Consider the following 20,468-nt stretch of genomic DNA (forward strand, 5'->3'; position numbering starts at 1 on the left):
ATGGTTCAAACAGAAAGTTAGTTCAGTCAGGAACGTCTACCCGCTGGACGTCAATTATTTTATTTATGGAGGAATCAGCACTATGTCCAAATTGAAAGTCGCCGTCATCGGTGCCGGATCAATATCCGATTGCCATTTGCAAGCCTATGCCAGTAACCCTGACGTTGAAATATACGCCATCTGCGACCTGAATGCAGAACGTGCCGCAGAAGTTGCGAAGCAATATAATGCACCTCATGTGTTCACCGATTACAAAAAATTGCTCGCACTGCCCGAGATTCATTCCGTCAGCATCTGCACATGGAACGACTCCCATGCGGAGATTAGTATTGCTGCCCTGGACGCGGGCAAAAACGTGCTGTGTGAGAAACCACTCTGCCAAACGGTGGAGGATGCCCTCGAAGTAGAGAAGGCGGTTCATCGCAGCGGAAAGCTGCTGCAAGTTGGTTTTGTTCGCCGCTATAGCGACAATGCACAAATTCTGAAGAAGTTTATTGATGAGGGTGAACTGGGCGAGATCTATTATGCCAAAGCCTCCAGTCTGCGTCGTCTGGGCAATCCGGGTGGCTGGTTCTCGGATGTCAAACGCTCCGGCGGCGGCCCGCTGATTGATATCGGGGTGCATGTGATCGACATTTGCTGGTATCTGATGGGCAGACCGAAGGTGAAATCCGTCTCCGCTAACGTATCCAACCGTTTGGGGAACCGCTCGAACATTAACAATCTTTCGTTCTACAAAGCAGCCGACTATGACGCGGAACAGAACACCGTTGAGGACATGGCGAATGCCCTAATTCGTTTCGAGAACGGAGCAAGCCTGCTCGTGGATGTCAGCTTCACGCTCCATGCCAAAGCAGATGAGACTTCGGTCAAACTATATGGCGACAAAGGCGGTGCCGAGCTGGAGCCGGAAATTTCGATCATCGGTGAGAAATTCAACACCATTTTGAACATGACTCCACAGGTAGATTTCAAATCATTCGACTTTATGGGTTCGTTCCGCAATGAAATCAACCATTTTATCGATAGTACACAGGGCCGCAAAGAAACACTTAGCCCCGTCGAGGACGGCGTCGAAGTGATGAAAATGCTCTGTGCCATCTACGAATCAGCCCGTCAAGGCCGCGAAATCACGCTGTAAAAGGAGCATTGCATAGCGTTGTTACGCTACGTAGATACTTTACTACTCCCGTGGCATTAAAAGTTATGAGTACTTCGTTCCCTTTCAATGAAAAGCTCCGCTCCGGGCGGGCGTGGATTCGTCCTTTCCGCTCGCCGTTGGAGCAGAGTAGAGAGCGAGTGCTAACGAATCTGAGGCATCTTATTTAAGGATCTGAAGCACCAGTAGAAATCTAAGAAACCTGAGACACGTTATATGAGAATAAACAGCAGTTTACAGCGTTTTTATCAGCTAATTTTGGGAAATAAGGTGTCTCATGTTCCTTACAATTTAAAAAGAGGACCAAAAGGCTAAATAAGATGCCCTGTGTTCCTTAGAAAATATTCACCAAGCTAAACTGGCCTGGTGTTTAAGGCGTTTTAAACGCCGACATCCATCATCGTATATCTTCCCTGAACTGAAGTTGAAGACACATCCTATAAAACTTACCGTTTACGCCAAAACGGAGAGTGCAAAACCAATCCAAAACAACGAATCGCACTCTCTCTGCCCGTGAATTTCCCTATAGAAACGAGGGAAATAAGGGATTCATATTAATTGAAGATGGCACCGCACTCAAAATACAAAGTTACTACGCCCCTTAATAGTTAAACTAAGCGTTTACGCCAAAACGGAGAGGGCTGAACCAATCTGCAGAAGCGAAGCGTTCGCCTTTATCACCGGATTTCCAACAATTATAAAGTGAAATCAAAGAAATCCGGGGATAACAGAGATCGAAAGATGGTACTGCACTCGGAGTGACCAGGCGTAACATGCAAGGTTTATCTTTTATCTAATCCAAAGGAGATGAAACAGGATGAGCGAAACCAAAGAAACCGTACTGGAGCAGGAAGAGCAGATTGTCGAAGCCGGCGTGCACAATTTTAGCAAAGAGGAAGAGTGGATCAAACCGGAGGATCCGCTGCTGAATGAGCGGCTGGAGTGGTTCAAGGACCAGAAGCTGGGGCTGATGATGCACTGGGGGCCGTATTCCCAGCTTGGCCTCGTAGAGTCCTGGGCGCTGAGCGACGAGGATGGCGATTGGTCGCGCGATGACATCGACTGGACGGATGACATGGAAGATTTCAAGCGGGAATATTTCGATCTGAACAAAACTTTCAATCCGATTCGCTTCCAGCCCGAGGAATGGGCACAGATGGCGGCAGATAACGGGTTCAAATACTTCCTGTTCACCACCAAACACCATGACGGTTTCTGCATGTGGGATACCAAGACGACGGATTACCGGATTACGGGTAAGGACACGCCTTTTCATACTCATAAGTATGCGGACATCTGTCGAGCATTATTTGACGCTTTCCGGGCGAAAGGACTCGGCATCTCAGCGTATTTCTCCAAAGCGGACTGGCATACTCCGTATTACTGGGCACCGGGCATGGAGCGTGGACGTCATATGTGGCGCGGGCCTTCGTATGATCCCCATAAATATCCGTGGCTGTGGGAGAAATTCGTGGAGTTCACGCATGAGCAGATCATGGAACTGCTGACGAATTACGGGCGAATCGAATGTCTGTGGCTGGATGCTGGATGGGTGCGCGAAGGTCGCCATGGTCAGGATATCAGGCTGGGAGAAGTCGTGGAACGGGCGCGTCAGACCACACAACCTTGGCTTCTGTCCGCAGATCGCACCGTGGGTGGGCCGTATGAGAATATCGTTACCCCCGAGCAGACCATACCGGAACATCCGATGAACATTCCATGGGAAAGCTGTATTACCGTGGGCAACTCCTTTGCTTTTGGTTTCGATGATCAGTATAAAACGGGAAGACAGCTGGCACATATTCTGCTCGAAGTCGTGTCCAAGGGTGGTAACCTGGCGCTGAATGTAGGACCGCAACCCGATGGGCGTCTGCCAAAAGGGGCAATTCGAGGCATCAAGGGCCTCGGTGAATGGTTGGGTACTCATGGAGAAGGCGTCTATGGAACCCGGATCTGCGGGCCATATTTTACGAAAGATTGGGCTTTCACACAGAAAGAAGAGATCAACACCGTATATGCCTTCCGTATATACCGAAATGAGAATGAGACCGTACAACCACAGTTGGTCATTCCTTATCTGGAAAAGGTAGAGCGTATCGAACTCATCGGTAGCGATGACGTACTTTCGTATCAGCATACGGAAGACGGACTTCTCGTGGAACTGCCACAATCCGCTACAACCATTGAAGCGCCGATTACACATACTTTCAGGCTGGTCACAAGCGCATAGAATGCCATGTCAATTCCGGGGGAGATATAACCACCTCCGGGATTTTTTTATTCATACATAAGGGACACAGTTCCCAATAGAAACTGCACGCAATCGCTTGTCACACAAGGGTTTGTGGAATAAAGAGAAGTCGGAGAAAATTGCAAATTGATAAAAGTTTACCGTGCGATGTACTATCAAATCAAGAAAGCGCTACCTGGTATGAATGTTTACATCATTTATGTTTAGTAAGGAAGCGAGAACAGAAAAAAGGATGTATAAGGGATGTAAATGTAATGTATTATTACACTTGAGGTGTAGAAGGAGTGACGCAAATGAGTCGAGCTACGGAAAGCATACCCGCCAAGATGGAACTCCAGCAGAGGAAACATGTGGAGCCCAAGCGGCAGCATCCATTCATCAAAAGCCTCAAGAAACACTGGGAGCTCTACCTGCTCGTGCTGCCCCCGGTGTTGTATCTGTTGATCTTCAAGTACATCCCTATGGTGGGTGTCCAGATCGCCTTCAAGGACTTCAGTGTGGTCAAAGGAATCTGGGGAAGCCCGTGGGTCGGATTCAAACACTTTGAGGCCTTCTTCCAATCTCCAAACTTCTGGCTGTTAATCAAAAACACGATAGGCATTAGCTTCTATTCCTTAATTGCCGGTTTCCCTATTCCGATCCTGCTGGCCCTGGCGCTGAATGAGATTCGAACGGGTTACTTCAAGAAGACCGTACAGATGGTTACCTACGCTCCGCATTTTATCTCCACCGTTGTCATGGTATCCATTATCATTCTGATGCTCTCCCCACATGTGGGCGTGGTAGACAAGCTGTTCACACTGCTCGGCTTCCCGATGACCAATTTCATGGGCATCCCGGAATACTTCAAATCGATCTATGTCTGGTCAGGTGTGTGGCAGGGCATGGGATATTCATCAATAATATATATCGCAGCTCTTGCTGGTGTTGATCCATCTCTCTATGAAGCAGCAAAGATGGACGGCGCATCAAGGCTTCGGAAAATATGGCACATCGACCTGCCATCGCTCGTTCCAGTCACCGTTATCATGCTGATTCTGAGTCTGGGCAGCATTATGGGCGTGGGCTTTGAGAAAATATACCTGATGCAGAATCCACTCAACACAAGCGCTTCGGAGGTCATCTCCACGTATGTGTACAAGGTGGGTCTGATCGGAGCGAATTTCAGCTTCTCCTCGGCAGTAGGGTTCTTCAACTCCATTATCAACCTGATCCTGCTGGTTATCGTCAACGGCATATCTCGCAAAGTATCCCAGAACAGCTTGTGGTAAAGGAGGAGCTTATCCATGTTCAACCTGATTAATCGTAACCGGATCAAGGACCCGCTCGGTGACCGCATTTTCATGACACTTAACTACATCTTTCTGTTTGCCATACTGCTAACGGTGTTTTACCCGCTCTTGTATATCATCAGTTCTTCGTTCAGCTCTTCACGAGCCGTGACATCCGGCCAGGTGTGGCTGTTCCCGGTAGACTTTAACATCAAGGCGTACATCTCCATTTTCAAAAGCCAACAGCTTATGCTCGGTTTCTATAACACGATCATCTACACCGTGGTGGGTACGTTCATTAACGTGGTGCTGACCGTCATGCTGGCGTATCCTTTGTCACGAAAATCGTTTTATGGACGAGGGGCCATCATTATTTTCATGATGATCACGATGTTCTTTGATGGTGGTCTGATTCCCACCTACCTCCTGATGAAGGACTTACACCTGCTGGATACACGTTGGGCAATGTGGTTGCCCGGGGCGCTCGCGGTGTTCCAGGTCATCGTGGCAAGGACGTTCTTCCAATCTTCCATCCCGGAAGAGCTTGGAGAGGCCGCAGAAATGGATGGTTGCCGGGATATCCGGTATCTGATCAGCGTGGTTCTTCCCTTATCAAAGCCCATTCTGGCGGTCATGACACTCATGTATGCCGTAGGTCACTGGAATGCGTACTTTGATGCACTGATCTACCTGCGTTCCGAGAAGTTGTTCCCTCTGCAATACGTGCTTCGCAATCTGCTCATCCTGAACGCGGCTGATCCGGCGATGCTTGCCAATACCAGCCAACAGATGCGGGACCAAGGGTTCGAGCAGGTGTTGAAATATGCACTGATCGTTGTCGCGAGTATTCCAATTCTGATCATGTATCCATTTGTACAGAAGCATTTTGTTAAAGGGGTCATGGTTGGTTCCCTCAAAGGTTAATCCTTGTGAGTTAAGCCCGGTTGCCTCTTGAAAGGAGGTGGAAGGAACACGCCGGCTTCCGGGGTCGATTTTATATACGTGCATGCAGTACAAGTCAATAATTTGCCGTTATAAACAAAAAGGAGGAGTCAGATTGAGAAAATCTTGGATTTCGATGTTGTTTCTGGTCTTTGCTTCGATGGCTTTGTTGTCCGCATGCAGTTCATCCGAGGAATCGGGTGGAAGTAGCGACGGTAGCGGGGAGAGCGGCGGTCCTGTAACCATGACCCTCTTTGCTCCGCAAGGCAAAGCTTCCATGGAAGAGAATGAATTTACCCAATTTATCGAAGACAAGTTCGACGTTACCCTAAAATGGGATCTGGCCCCAACGGATGCTTTGCAGGATCGCAGACAATTGCTGCTGGCCAGTGGTGATTATCCGGAAGTGTTTCTTCACGGCAAGTTCACCACCTCAGACCTTCAAACCTATGGAAAACAGGGCGTGTTCCTTCCGCTACAAGATTTGATTAAGGAGTATGGTCCGAACCTGACCAAGATTATGGAAGAGAAGCCATACTTCAAAGAAGCCATCACGGCACCGGATGGCAACATCTATGCTTTGCCAATCTTCAATGAATGTTACCACTGTACGTATGCACAGAAATACTGGATCAACACGGAGTGGCTTGATAATTTGGGCCTGAAAATGCCAACCACAACTGATGAACTGTATACCGTTCTGAAGGCGTTTAAGACACAAGATCCAAACGGTAACGGGAAAGCGGACGAGATTCCACTTACAGGCGCACCGAACAAGTATGTATGGAATGGCAACATTGATGCCTACCTGATGAATAGCTTTATATACAATGACAACGACAAATATCTGATCGTGAACGATGGCAAGGTGAGTTTTGCCGCCAATCAGGAAGGCTGGAAGAAAGGGCTGGAGTACATGAACAAGCTCTATGCAGATGGCCTGATTGATCCGGCTTCCTTTACACAGAATGATCAGGCGATTGGACAGCTGGGGAACAAGGAAGGCGATGAAGTGGTCGGTTCCATTACAACAGCGCTGGTCAGTTATCTCGTGAATACCTATGACAAAGACATCACCCGTCACCAGCACTGGGAGATCGTTCCTCCATTGAAAGGACCAGATGGAGTGCAGACGACAGGTGCCACGCAGAGCGTAGGTGAGTTTGAGTTTGCCATCACGAACAAAGCGACAGAAGCACAGCAGATTGCCGCCATCAAAATTGTGGACTACATGTTCAGTGAAGAAGGTGCGCTGTACGCGGAGTATGGACCAACCGAAGGCAAGGGCTGGAAGAAGGCAGATGCCGATGAGAAAAACATCAATGGCGAGCCTGCCAAATACAGTTACTACAACCTGCCTGAGCGTGATCCAAACGTTGTTGTGAACGAGAGCTGGTCACAGATCGGAGCGCATGACTTGTCCAACACGTTCCGTAATCTGTTTGCTGAAGGACAGAATCCTTTAGAAGCAGAGGGTTATGGTACACGTCTGGCTCAAGCAACCAACGTGTATGAACCTTATGCGCCAAAAGAAGTATACCCTGCGAACGTATTTATCCGTCCAGAGGATACGGAATCAGCTGCACAACTGACTACGGCCATCAAGGATTATGTGCAGACAAATATGGCACAGTTCATTATTGGCAGCAAGAGCATTGATAAGGAATGGGATTCGTATGTCAAAGGCTTCGATGGTCTCGGACTGAGTAATTACCTTGAGATCTACCAGCGTGCCATTGAGAAGAATTAATAATTGAAGGATTCAATATAGAGGCTGTCCCGTCTGTCACCCGTGACCGGGACGGTCTTCTCCTATGACAACCCCACGTCATCCGATATAATGTACTGAATATTTATGGAAAATTAGCGATCAGCACAGATGTTTGTCGTCATTCAGCATGAACAGTAACGGTGGGGGGATCTCGGAGATGAACAACAATTGGTTTAGGCGTTTGCTGTTATCGTATCTGCCTGTTTTCTTTATTGTGACGACCATTCTATTCTTTATTTTCTTTCAAGTATTCAATGAACAGAACCGTAGAGAAGCGCTCAAGGCCAATGAATTTTTGGCCTCACAGGTTACGCAATATCTGGACAACTCCCTGCGTTCCATCGACTTCAAGGTACTGCGTGAGATTTTGACCAACCCTAACTTGAAGAATTATTTCTCGGTATCTGGCAGCGATGATGTGTATGCCGGCATTCAGGCGGTCCAGGTGGTTGATGAATTGAAAATAGAGTATCCGCTGATCGATTCAATTTATCTCGTTCGTTATGGTGATGGCACGGTCTTCAGTAACGGGAAGGCAGTTCCGATTGAAGAGTTCCCGGATGCAGACTTTATTGCAGATAGCCGGTCAAGGGATGAACAGAAGTGGGCAGGGGCACGAGCGTTCCGAGCTTTTCCTTCGCAAGCGACTGAGCAGGTGATTACGATTGTGCGAAGTGTAGGAAACGGCAAAGGACTTGTGGTGACAAACGTGGACCTAAGTACCCTGAGAAAATCCATTATGCAGATGTATGATCCGGAATTTACGTTTGTGAACATCTTCAACCGTTCGGGTGGCAATCTGTGGGATAGCAGCATGCCAGGAGGGGTTGCAGCTTCTACTAAAACCACGTCGGGAGAAGTTTTCTCCGAATTTACGTCGAGTTATAGCGGTTGGAAGGTGCAGACAGGTCTCAATAATGGAAAAATCGTCAAATGGACTCTGCAATTTTATAATATCTGGTTTGCCTTTGCTGTAGTGGTTGTGTTGATCGGGGTGGTGTGGGTGATCTACGTGACCCGTAGAAATTACAAGCCGATTCAGCAGATTGTAACGTTAATTCAGACCGTCTCTTCGCAGAAGCAATCGGGGCTCAATTATGGCAAGGAGAATGAGTTCCGATTCATCCATACAACGCTGGAACGCATGATTGATCAGACGAGGCAATATCAGGAGGAGCATGAAGAGAATCTGATTTTGCAGAAAAAAATGTTCTTTCAGGAGTTGTTGGAGGGCACGCGAGACTTTACGAGCACGGAGCTGACAGCGGAGATGAAGAAGTTCAAACTGCCTGAGCTGGAGCATCGTTGGGCCGTCATGGTAGTTGAAATGGATCGGTATGATGCATTTGTGACGGAGTATCATGATCAGGACCAATCCCTCCTGAAGTTTGTGTTATCCAGTATTCTGCAGGAGAGTGCGCGTCATGAAGGAACGGAAGTATGGGCTGAATGGATCTCCGATCAGCGTCTGTACGCCATCCTCTGGATTCCGGACATGGAACAGGCCGGGGAGACTGAGCATCGATTGCTTGCTGGTTATCTGGACAGAATCGATCAGTATCTGAACTTCACCGTGACCATTGGTGTTGGTCGGGTTGCTGTCGATATTCGGGGGCTGAAAGCTTCATTGAAAGAAGCTGTGCACGCGCTGGAGTACAAGGCTGTACTGGGGATAAATCGTATCATTCCGTGTAGCGATGTGCCAAATTCGACCAATGATGTGTATGAGTTCCTGAAGACCATCTCCCTGCTGGTACAGGCGATGCGTTTATCGGACGATGTGTGGGAAAAGCATTTTGAAAGACTGTTTGAACAAATCAGTGAGTCTGTTCTGTCCCGCCAGGAGATTATGAATACAATCCAATTGTTATTTCAACATTACAATCGGGAATTTGCCGAACTTCCACGGGAGTATCAGGAGTCATGGGCTGCTATATTCACCCCGCTTCTCCCAAGGCTTGAGGGCTGGGAGACGTTAGATGACCTGCGTGAGCTGTGCTGGGAAGGGTTCAGAGATCTGGCGCTGCAGATGCAGACGCTGCATTGTTCCCGAAAACACAGATCACATATTTTGGAGATTCGCAAATACATCGAAGAGCATTACAACAATCCTGATCTGTCGCTGAACTACCTTAGTGATCTATTCGATATTAATCCGAAGTATCTGAGCAAGCTTTTCAAGGATGAGATTGGGGAGAAGTTTGTGGATCTGCTCATTAGTCATCGCATCGAAAAAGCCAAGCTGCTCATGCAGGAGACCGATAAGGCTATTCAGGAGATCAGTGAAGAAGTGGGATATACGAACTATAATTCCTTCAACCGGGCTTTCAAGAACGTGGTGGGTGTGGCACCAAGTGACTACCGCAAAGCCATGTGATGTAAGTGCACCCGCCTAACTAATTCCGAACGCATAAGGAGAATGTGCATATGGATTATAAAGATGCTTCGCTTCCCATTCAGGAACGGGTTCAGGATCTGATCGGACGGATGACAACGGCAGAGAAGATTGGGCAACTCATCCAGCCGATGGGCTGGAAGACGTATGATAAAGCAGCTGATGGTACAGTACAGGTGACGGAAGAGTTCAAAGCGGACATGGAACAGGGTGGTGTCGGTTCTCTGTATGGTGTGCTTCGGGCCGATCCATGGACTGAAGTGACGCTGGAAACGGGGCTTACTCCACGGCAGGGAGCCGTTGCCACAAATGTCATTCAGCAGTATGCCATGGAGCATTCTCGTCTAGGTATTCCCATCTTGTTCGGAGAAGAATGTTCCCACGGGCATATGGCGATTGGGGCGACAGTATTTCCGGTACCGTTAACCGTGGGCAGCACGTGGAATATGGAGTTATACCGCAAGATGTGTGAAGCCATCGCTGTGGAGACCCGGAGTCAGGGGGGAGCGGCAACGTATTCCCCGGTGCTGGATGTCGTACGTGACCCGAGATGGGGACGGACCGAGGAATGTTTTGCCGAAGATCCATACCTAATCGGTGAATTTGCAGTGGAAGCCATGAAGGGACTACAGGGTGAGCGTCTCGATTCCAACCGGACGATTGTGGCGACACTTAAGCATTTTGCGGCTTATGGCAGTTCAGAGGGTGGGCGTAATGCAGCACCTGTGCATATGGGCTTACGTGAATTGCATGAAATAGATCTGTTGCCGTTCAAAAAAGCAGTGGAAGCCGGAGCTTGCTCCGTCATGACCGCTTATAACGAGATTGATGGTGTACCTTGTACGTCCAGTACGTATCTGTTGAATGACCTTCTGCGTGAGCAGTGGGGTTTTGATGGGTTTGTGATTACTGATTTTGGCGCCATTCAGATGCTGGTCCATGGACATAACACCGCTGAGAACGGGGAGCAGGCCGTAGCGCAGTCCCTTCAGGCAGGGGTAGACATGGAAATGTCCGGGTACATGTACCGCAAACATCTCGGTCAGGCGCTTGAGCAGGGATTGATCGAAGAGAAGGATCTGGACTTGGCTGTGTGGCGAGTGCTGGAGATGAAATTCAGACTTGGGCTATTTGAACAGCCTTTCGTAGATCCAGAGTTTGCCGAACAAGTCATCGGATGTGAAGACCATATTCAGCTGGCAAGGGAAGTCGCACAAGAGGGAATTATTTTACTGAAAAATGAAGGGGCTACCCTCCCACTCGGCAAAACAGGTACAAAGCTAGCTGTCATTGGTCCAAACGCGAACCATATCTATAACCAACTTGGAGACTATACCTCGCCACAGCCGAGAGAACAGATCGTTACCGTACTGGATGGCATTACGCGCAAGCTTGGCGCGGATTCGGGTCAGGTGCTGTACGCACCTGGTTGCCGGATTAAAGGCGATTCCAAAGAAGGCTTTGCACAAGCACTCGCCTGTGCGGAACAGGCCGATGTCATCGTGATGGTGATGGGCGGGTCCAGCGCCCGCGATTTTGGTGAAGGTACCATAGACTTGCGGACAGGAGCGTCTGTGGTAACGGATGATCCATGGAACGACATGGAGTGTGGCGAGGGCATTGACCGGGCGTCCCTGAATCTCATGGGTGTTCAATTGGAGCTGGTGCAGGAGGTACATAAGCTGGGAAAACCCGTTATCGTGGTCTATATCAACGGCCGTCCCATTGCTGAACCTTGGATTGATGAGCATGTCCATGCGATTGTGGAAGCGTGGTACCCCGGGCAGGAAGGTGGTAACGCGATTGCGGATATTCTGTTCGGTGATGTGAATCCATCTGGCCGTCTTACCGTCTCCATTCCCAAGCATGTTGGGCAACTTCCGGTCTATTATCATGCCAAACGCACTCGTGGCAAGCGGTATCTGGAGATGGATCTTGCGCCGCAGTATCCGTTCGGATATGGACTGAGTTATACCGAATTCAAATACGAGAACGTAAGGGTTATACCGGATGTGATTGGGCCAGAAGATGAGGCACAGGTGATGGTTGAAGTTACAAATACCGGAGCGGTTGCGGGAAGTGAGGTTGTGCAGTTGTACATCGCGGATGTGTCGGCTTCGGTTACGCGGGCTGAAATGTCACTTAAGGGTTTTCGTAAAATCCATCTGGAGCCAGGACAGACTCATACCGTTACGTTCCCTGTGCAAAAAGAACACCTCGCACTCATCGACTCTCGTCTCCAGTCTGTCGTGGAACCGGGTGAATTCAGGCTCATGGTTGGCCGCAATTCGGCTGACTGGACCGCTTGTAGTCTGCATATCCAGAAGGTGGGGGTAGAGGTATGATTCGAATTCAGCGATTCATTGAAGATATGAACCGATCGCAGTGGCTGGATACGATCGAGCTTACGGCGTGGGAGATGCAGAAGGCCAGATACATTCGACCAGGGGAATACGAGTACGAGCAGGTATATGAAAATAAAGATGAGCAGTCTCACAAGGCAGTGCAAAACTTGAATCCGCTGAACAGCGTACACGGAACGACGTATTTTCTGAGCAAACGTATGGAGATTCCGGAGGAATGGCAAGATCAGGCTATTGGTCTGATCTTCGAGGCCGGAGGAGAAGGGCTGTTGAAGGTGAATGGCATGCCTTATCATGGATTGGATCGGAATCACTGGTTCGTACCCCTTCCGAGGAGTCGTGTTGGTAATACGCCGCAGTTGGAGATTGAACTCTATGATCCGATTCCAGAGCCGCATGACCCACTCAACCGACAAGCTGTTATTCAGCCGCCTATTCAGGGCATTCGGGCAGCATTGGTTCATGTTAATCAGCCACTGCAGAGCCTGATGTACAGCGTGACGGTACTCGCTGAGTCGCTCCGGGCATATAACGAGAAGGAGCCCAAGCGGATGGCTCTTATCCAGGCCATTCATCAGGTGATGGATGACATGTACAATGACCCGGAACGCTGGAGTGATGCAGCTTGGATACAGAACTTCGAATATGCATTAGCACAGTCGGTACAGCAGGAAGACCCGGAGGAATATCGAAGTGGCTTCATGCATCTGGTTGGACAATCCCACATTGATATTGCCTGGCTGTGGCCTGTACGTGAGACGGTTCGCAAGTCCAGTCGCACGTTTTCGACCATGTGTACCTTGATGGACACGTACCCGGATTTTGTGTATTCCCAGAGCCAGCCGCAGTTGTATGCCTTCGTGAAGGATCATTACCCGGAGCTGTACGAGCGAGTAAAAGCACGCATTGCTGAAGGACGCTGGGAGCTGGTCGGAGGCATGTGGGTGGAGCCGGATCTGAATATTCCGAGTGGTGAGTCGTTGGTTCGGCAAATTCTGTATGGGCAGAACTTCTACCAGGCGGAGTTTGGTAAACGCTCCAACATCGAGTGGCTGCCGGATACCTTTGGCTACTGTGCTTCCTTGCCGCAGATGCTGAAACTCGCGGATATTCCTTATTTTATGACCACCAAGCTGAATTGGAATGACACCAATGCGTTTCCGTATGACCTCTTCGACTGGGTAGGCATAGATGGCACTTCCGTGCTTGCGTATCTGAACCATGGGGTGAATGAACATACGCGTCCCAAAGATGTGGATGAACATTGGCAATCATTTAAACAAAAGGATGTGCACCCTGAGCAAATGTTGCTTTACGGACATGGCGATGGTGGCGGCGGCGTGACGAATGAGATGGTGGAGTTTGCGGAGCGATCCCATTTGATGGTTGGACAGCCAATCAGCAAATTCAGCACGGCAGGCGCTTTTTTTGAAGACATATCGTTAAATCATCCGACGTTGCCAAAGTGGCACGGGGACTTGTACCTGGAGCTGCATCGAGGAACCTATACGACCCATGCAAGGAACAAACGTAGCAACCGTAAGGCAGAGGTATTGTACCGGGAAGCGGAGATCTGGGGGCAATTTGCCGGAGCTTGCGCCGCACACACGAAGAATGATCTGGATGAAGGCTGGAAGCTGATCATGCTCAACCAATTCCATGACATTATTCCGGGAACGTCGATTCCAGAAGTTTACGTAACGTCCACCGAGGAATACACGAAGGTATTTGCATTAGGTACATCCGCACTGCGGGAAACGCTGGATACCCTTGCGGAGAACATTACAACAGATGAGGTGGATGGTCTTCCCTACATTATATTCAACAGCCTTGGCTGGGAACGCGGAGAGAATATCACCATTACAGGCGATGCCCACCTCGCCGGGGTGGCTGCATTCGATCGTCAAGGGAACCGTCTGGCCTGTGATCTGGAGCAAAAGGAAGACAAGTACACGCTGCTCGTGTATGTTCCATCGATTCCTGCTTTTGGGTATACAACCATATGGCTGCGCGAGGCATCGGATGTTATCCTTCCAGTAAGGGAAGAAGAATCTTTCCCTTCCACATGGGAAACCGAATTTTACACTCTTGAGTTCAATGACTTGGGAGAGATCACGAGGTGGTATGACAAAACGGCAAGACGCGACTGGCTGAAGCCCGGTGATCGGGCGAATGAGTGGCAGTTTTTCCATGACAAACCGACGTACTGGGATGCTTGGGATATCGATCCGCGGTTTGAATCCCAGCGCGCAGGTGCGGTGCAGTTGATCTCCAGAGAGATTGTACAGCACGGGGCTACGCGAGATGTACTGCGTTTGGTCTGGAAGCTGAATCAATCCGAGATCAGCCAGGATATCATTTTGCATCGTTACCAGCGGCGTGTTGATTTCCATACAAAAGTGAAGTGGAATGAAAGTCATAAGCTGCTCAAGGTAGCATTTCCGGTGGATCTGGTGGCAGCCAAAGCAGCCTATGAAATCCCGTTTGGAGCGTTGGAGCGTCCAACCCATAACAACACCAGTTGGGAGCAGGCGCAGTTTGAGGTCTGTGGACATCGCTGGGCGGATATCTCGGAGGGCAACAGCGGTGTGAGTTTGCTGAATGATTGCAAGTACGGATACGACATCAAGGATCGGACGATCCGCCTGTCCCTGCTTCGTGCCCCGAAATGGCCGGATGAACATGCCGATCAAGGCCATCATGAATTCACGTATTCGATCCTGCCCCACCAGGGCGATTGGCGACAAGCTGCCGTCGTTCGCCGGGCGATGGAGCTGAATCATCCGGTGGAGGTTGTTGCAGCGAGTCAGTCTTCCGGTCACTTGCCAGCTGAACATGCTTGGGTTCAGTTCCACAGCGAGCATGTCATTCTGGATGCAATTAAGTCCGCGGAAGACGGCTCGGGAACGGTGCTGCGTTTCTACGAATCATCAGGAGGTCGGGAAACGGTGCAAGTTCAGTGGTCTGAGAAGGATATCAAGGCATCCCTGATTAATCTGTTAGAGGATGAGATCCATCCGTTGGTTTGTCCGAACGGAGCATTCGAACTGACATTCAAACCGTATGAGATTAAGTCAGTGAAACTTGTTCCAGTGAATCCAAATACGTAATCTTCAGGAGGTATGACATGAAATTAACGAATAAGATCGGTGTCATCGTGGATAGTTTTGGCGTAGGTGTACGGGAAGGGTTGAACAAGGCCAAAGACGTAGGTGCAGAAGGTGTGCAGATCTATGCCGTCAAGGGAGAGATGGACCCCGAAAATTTGTCGCCTGCGGCGCGCAAGGAGTTAAAGAGTTACATTGATTCGCTGGGTCTCGACATTTCAGCACTGGTTGGCGATCTGGGTGGACATGGGTTTCAGGTCAAGGAAGATAATCCGTGGAAAGTGGAGAAGTCGAAGCGGATCGTGGATCTGGCCCTCGATCTGGGCACCAACATTGTCACAACACATATCGGTATTGTTCCACATGATCCTGCATCGGAAGTTTATGCTACGCTGCATGCTGCTTGTGAGGAACTGGGCCAATACGCCAAAAGCGTTGGCGCATACTTTGCCATTGAGACAGGACCGGAAACGGCTGCTGACTTGAAAGGATTCCTGGATACGTTGTCGACCAACGGAGTATCGGTGAATTTTGACCCGGCGAATATGGTGATGGTGACCGGAGATGATCCGGCGCAGGGCGTTCGTCTGCTTAAGGATTACATCGTACATACCCATGTGAAGGATGGTGTGCGGTTGAAGGAAGTCGACCCACGAGACGTATATGGAGCGGTCGGTTATGCCCCTATGGATCACGAAAAGATTGCCGAGATGGTCTCTTCCGGAACATTCTTCCGTGAGGTTCCTCTGGGCGAGGGTGGCGTTGATTTTGACGGATACTTTGCAGCGCTTCAGGAAATTGGTTACACCGGTTATCTGACGATTGAACGCGAGGTTGGTCATCAGCCGGAGGAGGATATTCGCAAGGCGGTTCGATTTATCCAACAATATCGATAGGGAGCTGAGCAGATGAAAGTGGGCCTGAGCACGTATAGTTTGTTGAACGATTTGAATTCCGGTGAGATGACGGTGCTGGATGTGATCGACTGGATTGCGGCGAACGGCGGCGAGCATATGGAGATGGTACCTTACGGTTATACCGTGGAGGATAATCATGATCTGGCGGATGCGATTCGGGAACGGGCAGCGTCTGCGGGCATTGAACTGTCCAACTACTCGATGCCAGCCAATTTCGTGCAGGAGACGGAAGAGGCGTTTGAAGAAGAGATGGCTCGGGTCAAAAGACATGTGGATGTCGTACACCGGATGGGTGTAAAACATCTGCGTCATGACGTCACGGCGTTTACCCTGCCAAAGGAGAAGATGACCATTGCCTGGTTCGAGGAACATCTGCCTCTGATGGTGAGGGGAAGCCAGATCATTGCGGACTATGCTGCGCAGTTTGGTATCACCACAACGATTGAGAATCACGGCTTCAGTGTGCAGGCGAGTGACCGGGTGCAGCGTGTACTGCATGCTGTGGATCGTCCGAACTTCAGAACAACACTCGATATTGGCAACTTCATGTGCGTGGATGAGAACCCGATTATCGGCGTCATGAAAAACCTGCCTTACGCTTCTCTGGTCCACTTCAAAGACTTCTACTTCCGTCCTTATGATGAGCATCCGGGTGAGGGTGAATGGTTTACGACGGCCAACGGCAACTTCCTGCGTGGGGCCATCGTTGGACAAGGTGACATTCCAATTCGTAAAATTGTAAAGTTGATCAAAGACTCCGGCTATGATGGCAACATTACGGTGGAGTTCGAAGGCATGGAGGAATGCAAATCCGCATCCAAGATCGCCATGGACAACCTGCGCCGCTTCTGGGAAGAGGCGTAACGAAGCATAACGAAGCATAACGAAGCATAAAGAGGGAATGGATCAAGGGCCACTTTTCGAAGTGGCTCTTATTGTTGATCATCAGGATTCTGGACTGCCCATCGATCCAGGATCATTTCGATGTAACGCATGGTATCCGTTGTCATACCATATACACGAGCTGACTGATCATCCTCTGGGGTGATATAATCCCAATATTTTTCTGCCAATTCTGCATTCCCGTGAAAAGTCCTTTCAGCATAATCAGAGATTCGGATGGCCAGTAACCGTGAGGCTTCGGAATCCGGAGGTTCCATCTTGCATGTATGAATATCTTTAAGAATATCAGCCCATTCCATCGATAATGAATTGTTCTGATTATTCAGAGGTAACGATTCCATTTCTTCAGGTGTAAAAACATCTTGACGGAACCTGCCCGGAGGTTGATCCAGTTCACGGATGAAACCCAACATCTCATCCAGACTGATTGTACCGGAGGCTCTGATGGCATATAGGGTTGAAAAAAGAAGATGCTCGACCTTGCTTAATCTCTCCTGCTGTTCCTTGACAACGGCCAGTTGCTGTTCCAACGTATTATTCCATAAAGTGAGGGTGCTCTCTGGTTCGGAGCGAGCAGCATCCTGATCGAGGAATTCTCCAATCTCATTCAATTTAAAATGCATTTTCTTCAGAATGGTAATCTGCTGAAGCCGTAAAATACCCTTTTCACCATATAAGCGATACTGATTGTTCTCATTACGGGCCGGTCGCAGTAAACCCAGCTTCTCATAATAATGCAGTGTTCGGATGGATACTCCGGTATGTTTGGATAGTTGTCCAACGGTATACAACAGGCAGATCCCTCCCTCATGATTTATGTATTCTCCACCAGCGCCATGCATTGAGCACCGCCAGAATGATCGCACCGACAAAGATTATCATCATATACAAAATAAATATTTCGGCTAACCCGTTATCTTGCGCGGTATAGTTTAACAATGCCGGTCTATCACCTGGCATAACAACGAATCTGGCTACTTCCAGGTAAGCGATATGAAATCCGATGGAGGCCCATAAAGATCCGGTCAAACTGCGCAGAAGCTGTAACGTAATACCATAGGTCAAGAGCAGGATCATATAATCCAAGGTTATCCGGTTTCCGGCATCCATACCGACGAGTTCTTGTAATAGGCTGACACTCATCGGAACCAGCAGAAAGAGTATGATTTGAGTTAAATAAGCGAAAAACACAGGAAGTCGCAGTTTGAAGCGTAATCCATCATAGACCATGCCTCGCATGGATAGTTCCTCTGGCAAAGCTTCATACAAGAAAGCAATACAACTATTAAGTACGACAGCAAGGAAAAACTCGGCTGAGAAGTGCCACTCCGTAATCGTAATCCAGTTGTTCATACTGGCTATCGCTAACCCGATGAAGGCCAGAGAAGTGGCAAATAATGCGCCAGAGAGCAAGTGAATTATGCTTTTTCCTGTCAGAGGAAGAAGAACGGACTTCATATGGAAGTGTCTTCGAATGACGAATAGTACGGGCAAGACGATACTAATAATGACAACAGCTTGGGTGAGATGAACCATCCAATCAGCAGCACCAATAGTGCTGACAAACTTCCCTGCGAGTGTAGCAAAAAACAGACCCAATGTCATCGTTAACCAACTCATTCCAATAATAGCTATTCCACTGCTACGTCGTTTCTTGGTTACATGTTCAGGTGACATACTCATGCTAATCCCCTCCTGAAGCCAGTATAAACCCTCGAGTTAACGTCAGGGTCAAGCAGGAAATATGCCTATCAGAATATGGTTCTGCGCAAGGATTAAGTTACGAGTAGCACAAGTGTGGTATACTGGATATATTCAGCCTGATAATAACTGGCTATGGATAGGAGATGTCACTGATCTATGCAGGTATTCGAGGACTGGAATCAGAAAGTAAAGAAGACGTTTAATGCTACGAACCCAGAGGTAGTGTTGACGGTATCGGAAGCTGGAAGTTTGCTTGGTTTGACCAAAGACCAGATGAAACTGTACGTGGACAAGAACAAACTAACGAAGGTCCCGATCATGAGAAGTGTTCACCGATACCTCTTATTGAAAAGTGAAATAGATAACATCGTTCAAGCTCGATAACTTCATAGGATTGAACACAACCATTTTACCGACAGGATTCGGGAGAGTGGTCTTTTTTTTATCGGAAAGGGGACAGAACGTGCTGAAAAAAGTGTCAAATTGGTTCTATCAGCGGGTGAATTGGAAATGGGTTGCAGCTGCGGTTGTTGTATTTGCTTGTTTTATTGCATTCATTCTGCCCTGGCAGGCGGCAAAGTCGGAGGAGGCCACAGGTGGTGGGCAGTCCCCGGATTCCTCTTTTCTGTACACTGCAAATGATCTTTATCAGATGGCTGAGCAGTATGGTGAAGCAGGGCGGAGCGCCTATATTCAGGCACGATTCACATTTGACCTCATATGGCCCTTGGCCTATCTGTTGCTATTGGTTGTTCTGTTATCCGTACTCTATCGCTCGCTTCCGGTAAAGAGTCGCTGGCGTTGGGTGAATCTGATTCCGGTCTTAGGTTGGGTTATGGACATGCTTGAAAATATAGGTGCGTCCCTGATCATGTCTCGTTATCCTGAACGTACGCCTGTGCTTGCTGAGCTCACTCCGATATTTACCCTGTTGAAATGGTGTCTGATCTATGCCAGTTTTGCAGCACTGGTTCTGGGTGTTCTGATCACGGTTCTCTACTATATACGCAGGCGCAAGAAGTAGTGGGAGAGGGATGGATTAAGAATATGTTGGTAACCCTAATCGTGTAAAGGTCCGCAGAGATGAGTGTAGAAATATACGCTTGTCAAAGGACAACCTGTTCATATATACTCATGTCGCAAGTGGCGTGAATCGTATAATTACAAGAGCCCAAGGAGATGAAGAACGCATGTCGATCAGCTTGAATGTGTATCTGGTAACAGACGGTAATGGACGTGAAGCGGTAGAATTTTATCAAAAGGCATTTGGAGCCGAAGTGCTCGCGCTTCAAACATTTGGCGACGGTCCATCTGACCCGAATCACCCCATCCCGCCCGAAGCGAAAGACCGTATTATGCATGCTTCTTTGCAGATTGGCAGCTCGGTGTTAATGTTGTCCGATACATTTCCAGGCATGCCGTACACTGTAGGTAATCATGTTACGGTTACGGTGAACACGGATACGGCGGATGAAGCCAAAGCAATTTTCAACCAACTGCAAGATGGCGGCGAAGTGAAAATGCCGATACAAGAGACGTTCTGGAGTCCAGCCTACGGCTCGGTTGTCGACAAATTTGGTGTACAGTTTCAAATTAGCGCTACGCCAGGACAATCTTAAGAGCGTACTGTGCGTTAATATAACCTTCAAATGGAAAAAACCTCCGCGGTCTGCTTTGAGCAGTTG

At 48.8% G+C, this 20,468-nt stretch carries 15 protein-coding genes; 13 read left to right on the forward strand and 2 right to left on the reverse strand.

Annotation, left to right across the window (positions count from 1 at the left end; translation table 11 throughout):
- The first annotated feature begins 82 nt into the window (after positions 1–82).
- The 10 genes from QNO02_RS01135 to QNO02_RS01180 all read left to right on the forward strand — a co-directional run bounded on the left by QNO02_RS01135 (position 83) and on the right by QNO02_RS01180 (position 17,040).
- Positions 83–1,141, forward strand: coding sequence for a Gfo/Idh/MocA family protein (locus tag QNO02_RS01135; protein ID WP_289390857.1), 1,059 nt, complete (start codon positions 83–85; stop codon positions 1,139–1,141).
- 835 nt (positions 1,142–1,976) lie between these two features.
- A complete protein-coding gene (locus QNO02_RS01140) occupies positions 1,977–3,389 on the forward strand; it encodes an alpha-L-fucosidase (RefSeq protein ID WP_289390858.1) in 1,413 nt (470 codons plus the stop codon).
- Between the two features lie 314 nt (positions 3,390–3,703).
- Positions 3,704–4,681: an ABC transporter permease gene (locus tag QNO02_RS01145; RefSeq protein ID WP_074093076.1), complete on the forward strand. Its 978-nt coding sequence runs from the start codon at positions 3,704–3,706 to the stop codon at positions 4,679–4,681.
- Positions 4,682–4,696: 15 nt separating this feature from the next.
- Entirely contained in the window at positions 4,697–5,605 is a 909-nt protein-coding gene (locus QNO02_RS01150; protein WP_082763028.1) for a carbohydrate ABC transporter permease, read from the forward strand.
- 133 nt (positions 5,606–5,738) lie between these two features.
- A complete protein-coding gene (locus QNO02_RS01155) occupies positions 5,739–7,373 on the forward strand; it encodes a type 2 periplasmic-binding domain-containing protein (protein ID WP_289390859.1) in 1,635 nt (544 codons plus the stop codon).
- Between the two features lie 178 nt (positions 7,374–7,551).
- Positions 7,552–9,771: a helix-turn-helix domain-containing protein gene (locus tag QNO02_RS01160; protein ID WP_289390860.1), complete on the forward strand. Its 2,220-nt coding sequence runs from the start codon at positions 7,552–7,554 to the stop codon at positions 9,769–9,771.
- A 50-nt stretch (positions 9,772–9,821) separates the two neighbouring features.
- Positions 9,822–12,134: a glycoside hydrolase family 3 N-terminal domain-containing protein gene (locus QNO02_RS01165; protein ID WP_289390861.1), complete on the forward strand. Its 2,313-nt coding sequence runs from the start codon at positions 9,822–9,824 to the stop codon at positions 12,132–12,134.
- Positions 12,131–15,262 carry an alpha-mannosidase gene (locus QNO02_RS01170; protein WP_289390862.1) on the forward strand — a complete coding sequence of 1,044 codons (3,132 nt, stop codon included), beginning with the start codon at positions 12,131–12,133 and terminating at the stop codon, positions 15,260–15,262. The genes QNO02_RS01165 and QNO02_RS01170 overlap by 4 nt, the downstream gene beginning before the upstream one ends.
- A 17-nt stretch (positions 15,263–15,279) precedes the next feature.
- Positions 15,280–16,155: a sugar phosphate isomerase/epimerase family protein gene (locus QNO02_RS01175; RefSeq protein ID WP_289390863.1), complete on the forward strand. Its 876-nt coding sequence runs from the start codon at positions 15,280–15,282 to the stop codon at positions 16,153–16,155.
- A 12-nt stretch (positions 16,156–16,167) separates the two neighbouring features.
- Entirely contained in the window at positions 16,168–17,040 is an 873-nt protein-coding gene (locus tag QNO02_RS01180) for a sugar phosphate isomerase/epimerase family protein (RefSeq protein ID WP_289390864.1), read from the forward strand.
- A gap of 68 nt (positions 17,041–17,108) precedes the next feature.
- Here the strand turns inward: QNO02_RS01180 and QNO02_RS01185 are convergent, their stop codons facing one another.
- The gene (locus tag QNO02_RS01185) at positions 17,109–17,870 is read right to left on the reverse strand and encodes a MerR family transcriptional regulator (RefSeq protein ID WP_289390865.1); all 762 of its coding nucleotides are present in this window, start codon (positions 17,868–17,870) and stop codon (positions 17,109–17,111) included.
- Positions 17,871–17,886: 16 nt separating this feature from the next.
- Positions 17,887–18,762, reverse strand: a complete 876-nt coding sequence (locus QNO02_RS01190) for a CPBP family glutamic-type intramembrane protease (protein WP_289390866.1) — start codon at positions 18,760–18,762, stop codon at positions 17,887–17,889.
- A gap of 177 nt (positions 18,763–18,939) precedes the next feature.
- Between QNO02_RS01190 and QNO02_RS01195 the strand changes: the two genes are divergently transcribed.
- From QNO02_RS01195 to QNO02_RS01205, 3 genes are all read left to right on the forward strand, one after another.
- On the forward strand, positions 18,940–19,167 hold the full coding sequence (locus QNO02_RS01195) for a hypothetical protein (protein ID WP_062837704.1): 228 nt from the start codon (positions 18,940–18,942) through the stop codon (positions 19,165–19,167).
- 79 nt (positions 19,168–19,246) lie between these two features.
- Complete coding sequence (locus QNO02_RS01200; protein WP_133387242.1) at positions 19,247–19,807, forward strand: hypothetical protein; 561 nt, start codon at positions 19,247–19,249, stop codon at positions 19,805–19,807.
- A 166-nt stretch (positions 19,808–19,973) separates the two neighbouring features.
- On the forward strand, positions 19,974–20,402 hold the full coding sequence (locus QNO02_RS01205) for a VOC family protein (RefSeq protein WP_289390867.1): 429 nt from the start codon (positions 19,974–19,976) through the stop codon (positions 20,400–20,402).
- The last annotated feature ends 66 nt before the right edge of the window (positions 20,403–20,468 follow it).

The sequence above is a fragment of the Paenibacillus sp. PK1-4R genome, assembly GCF_030369595.1.
GTDB lineage: Bacteria > Bacillota > Bacilli > Paenibacillales > Paenibacillaceae > Paenibacillus.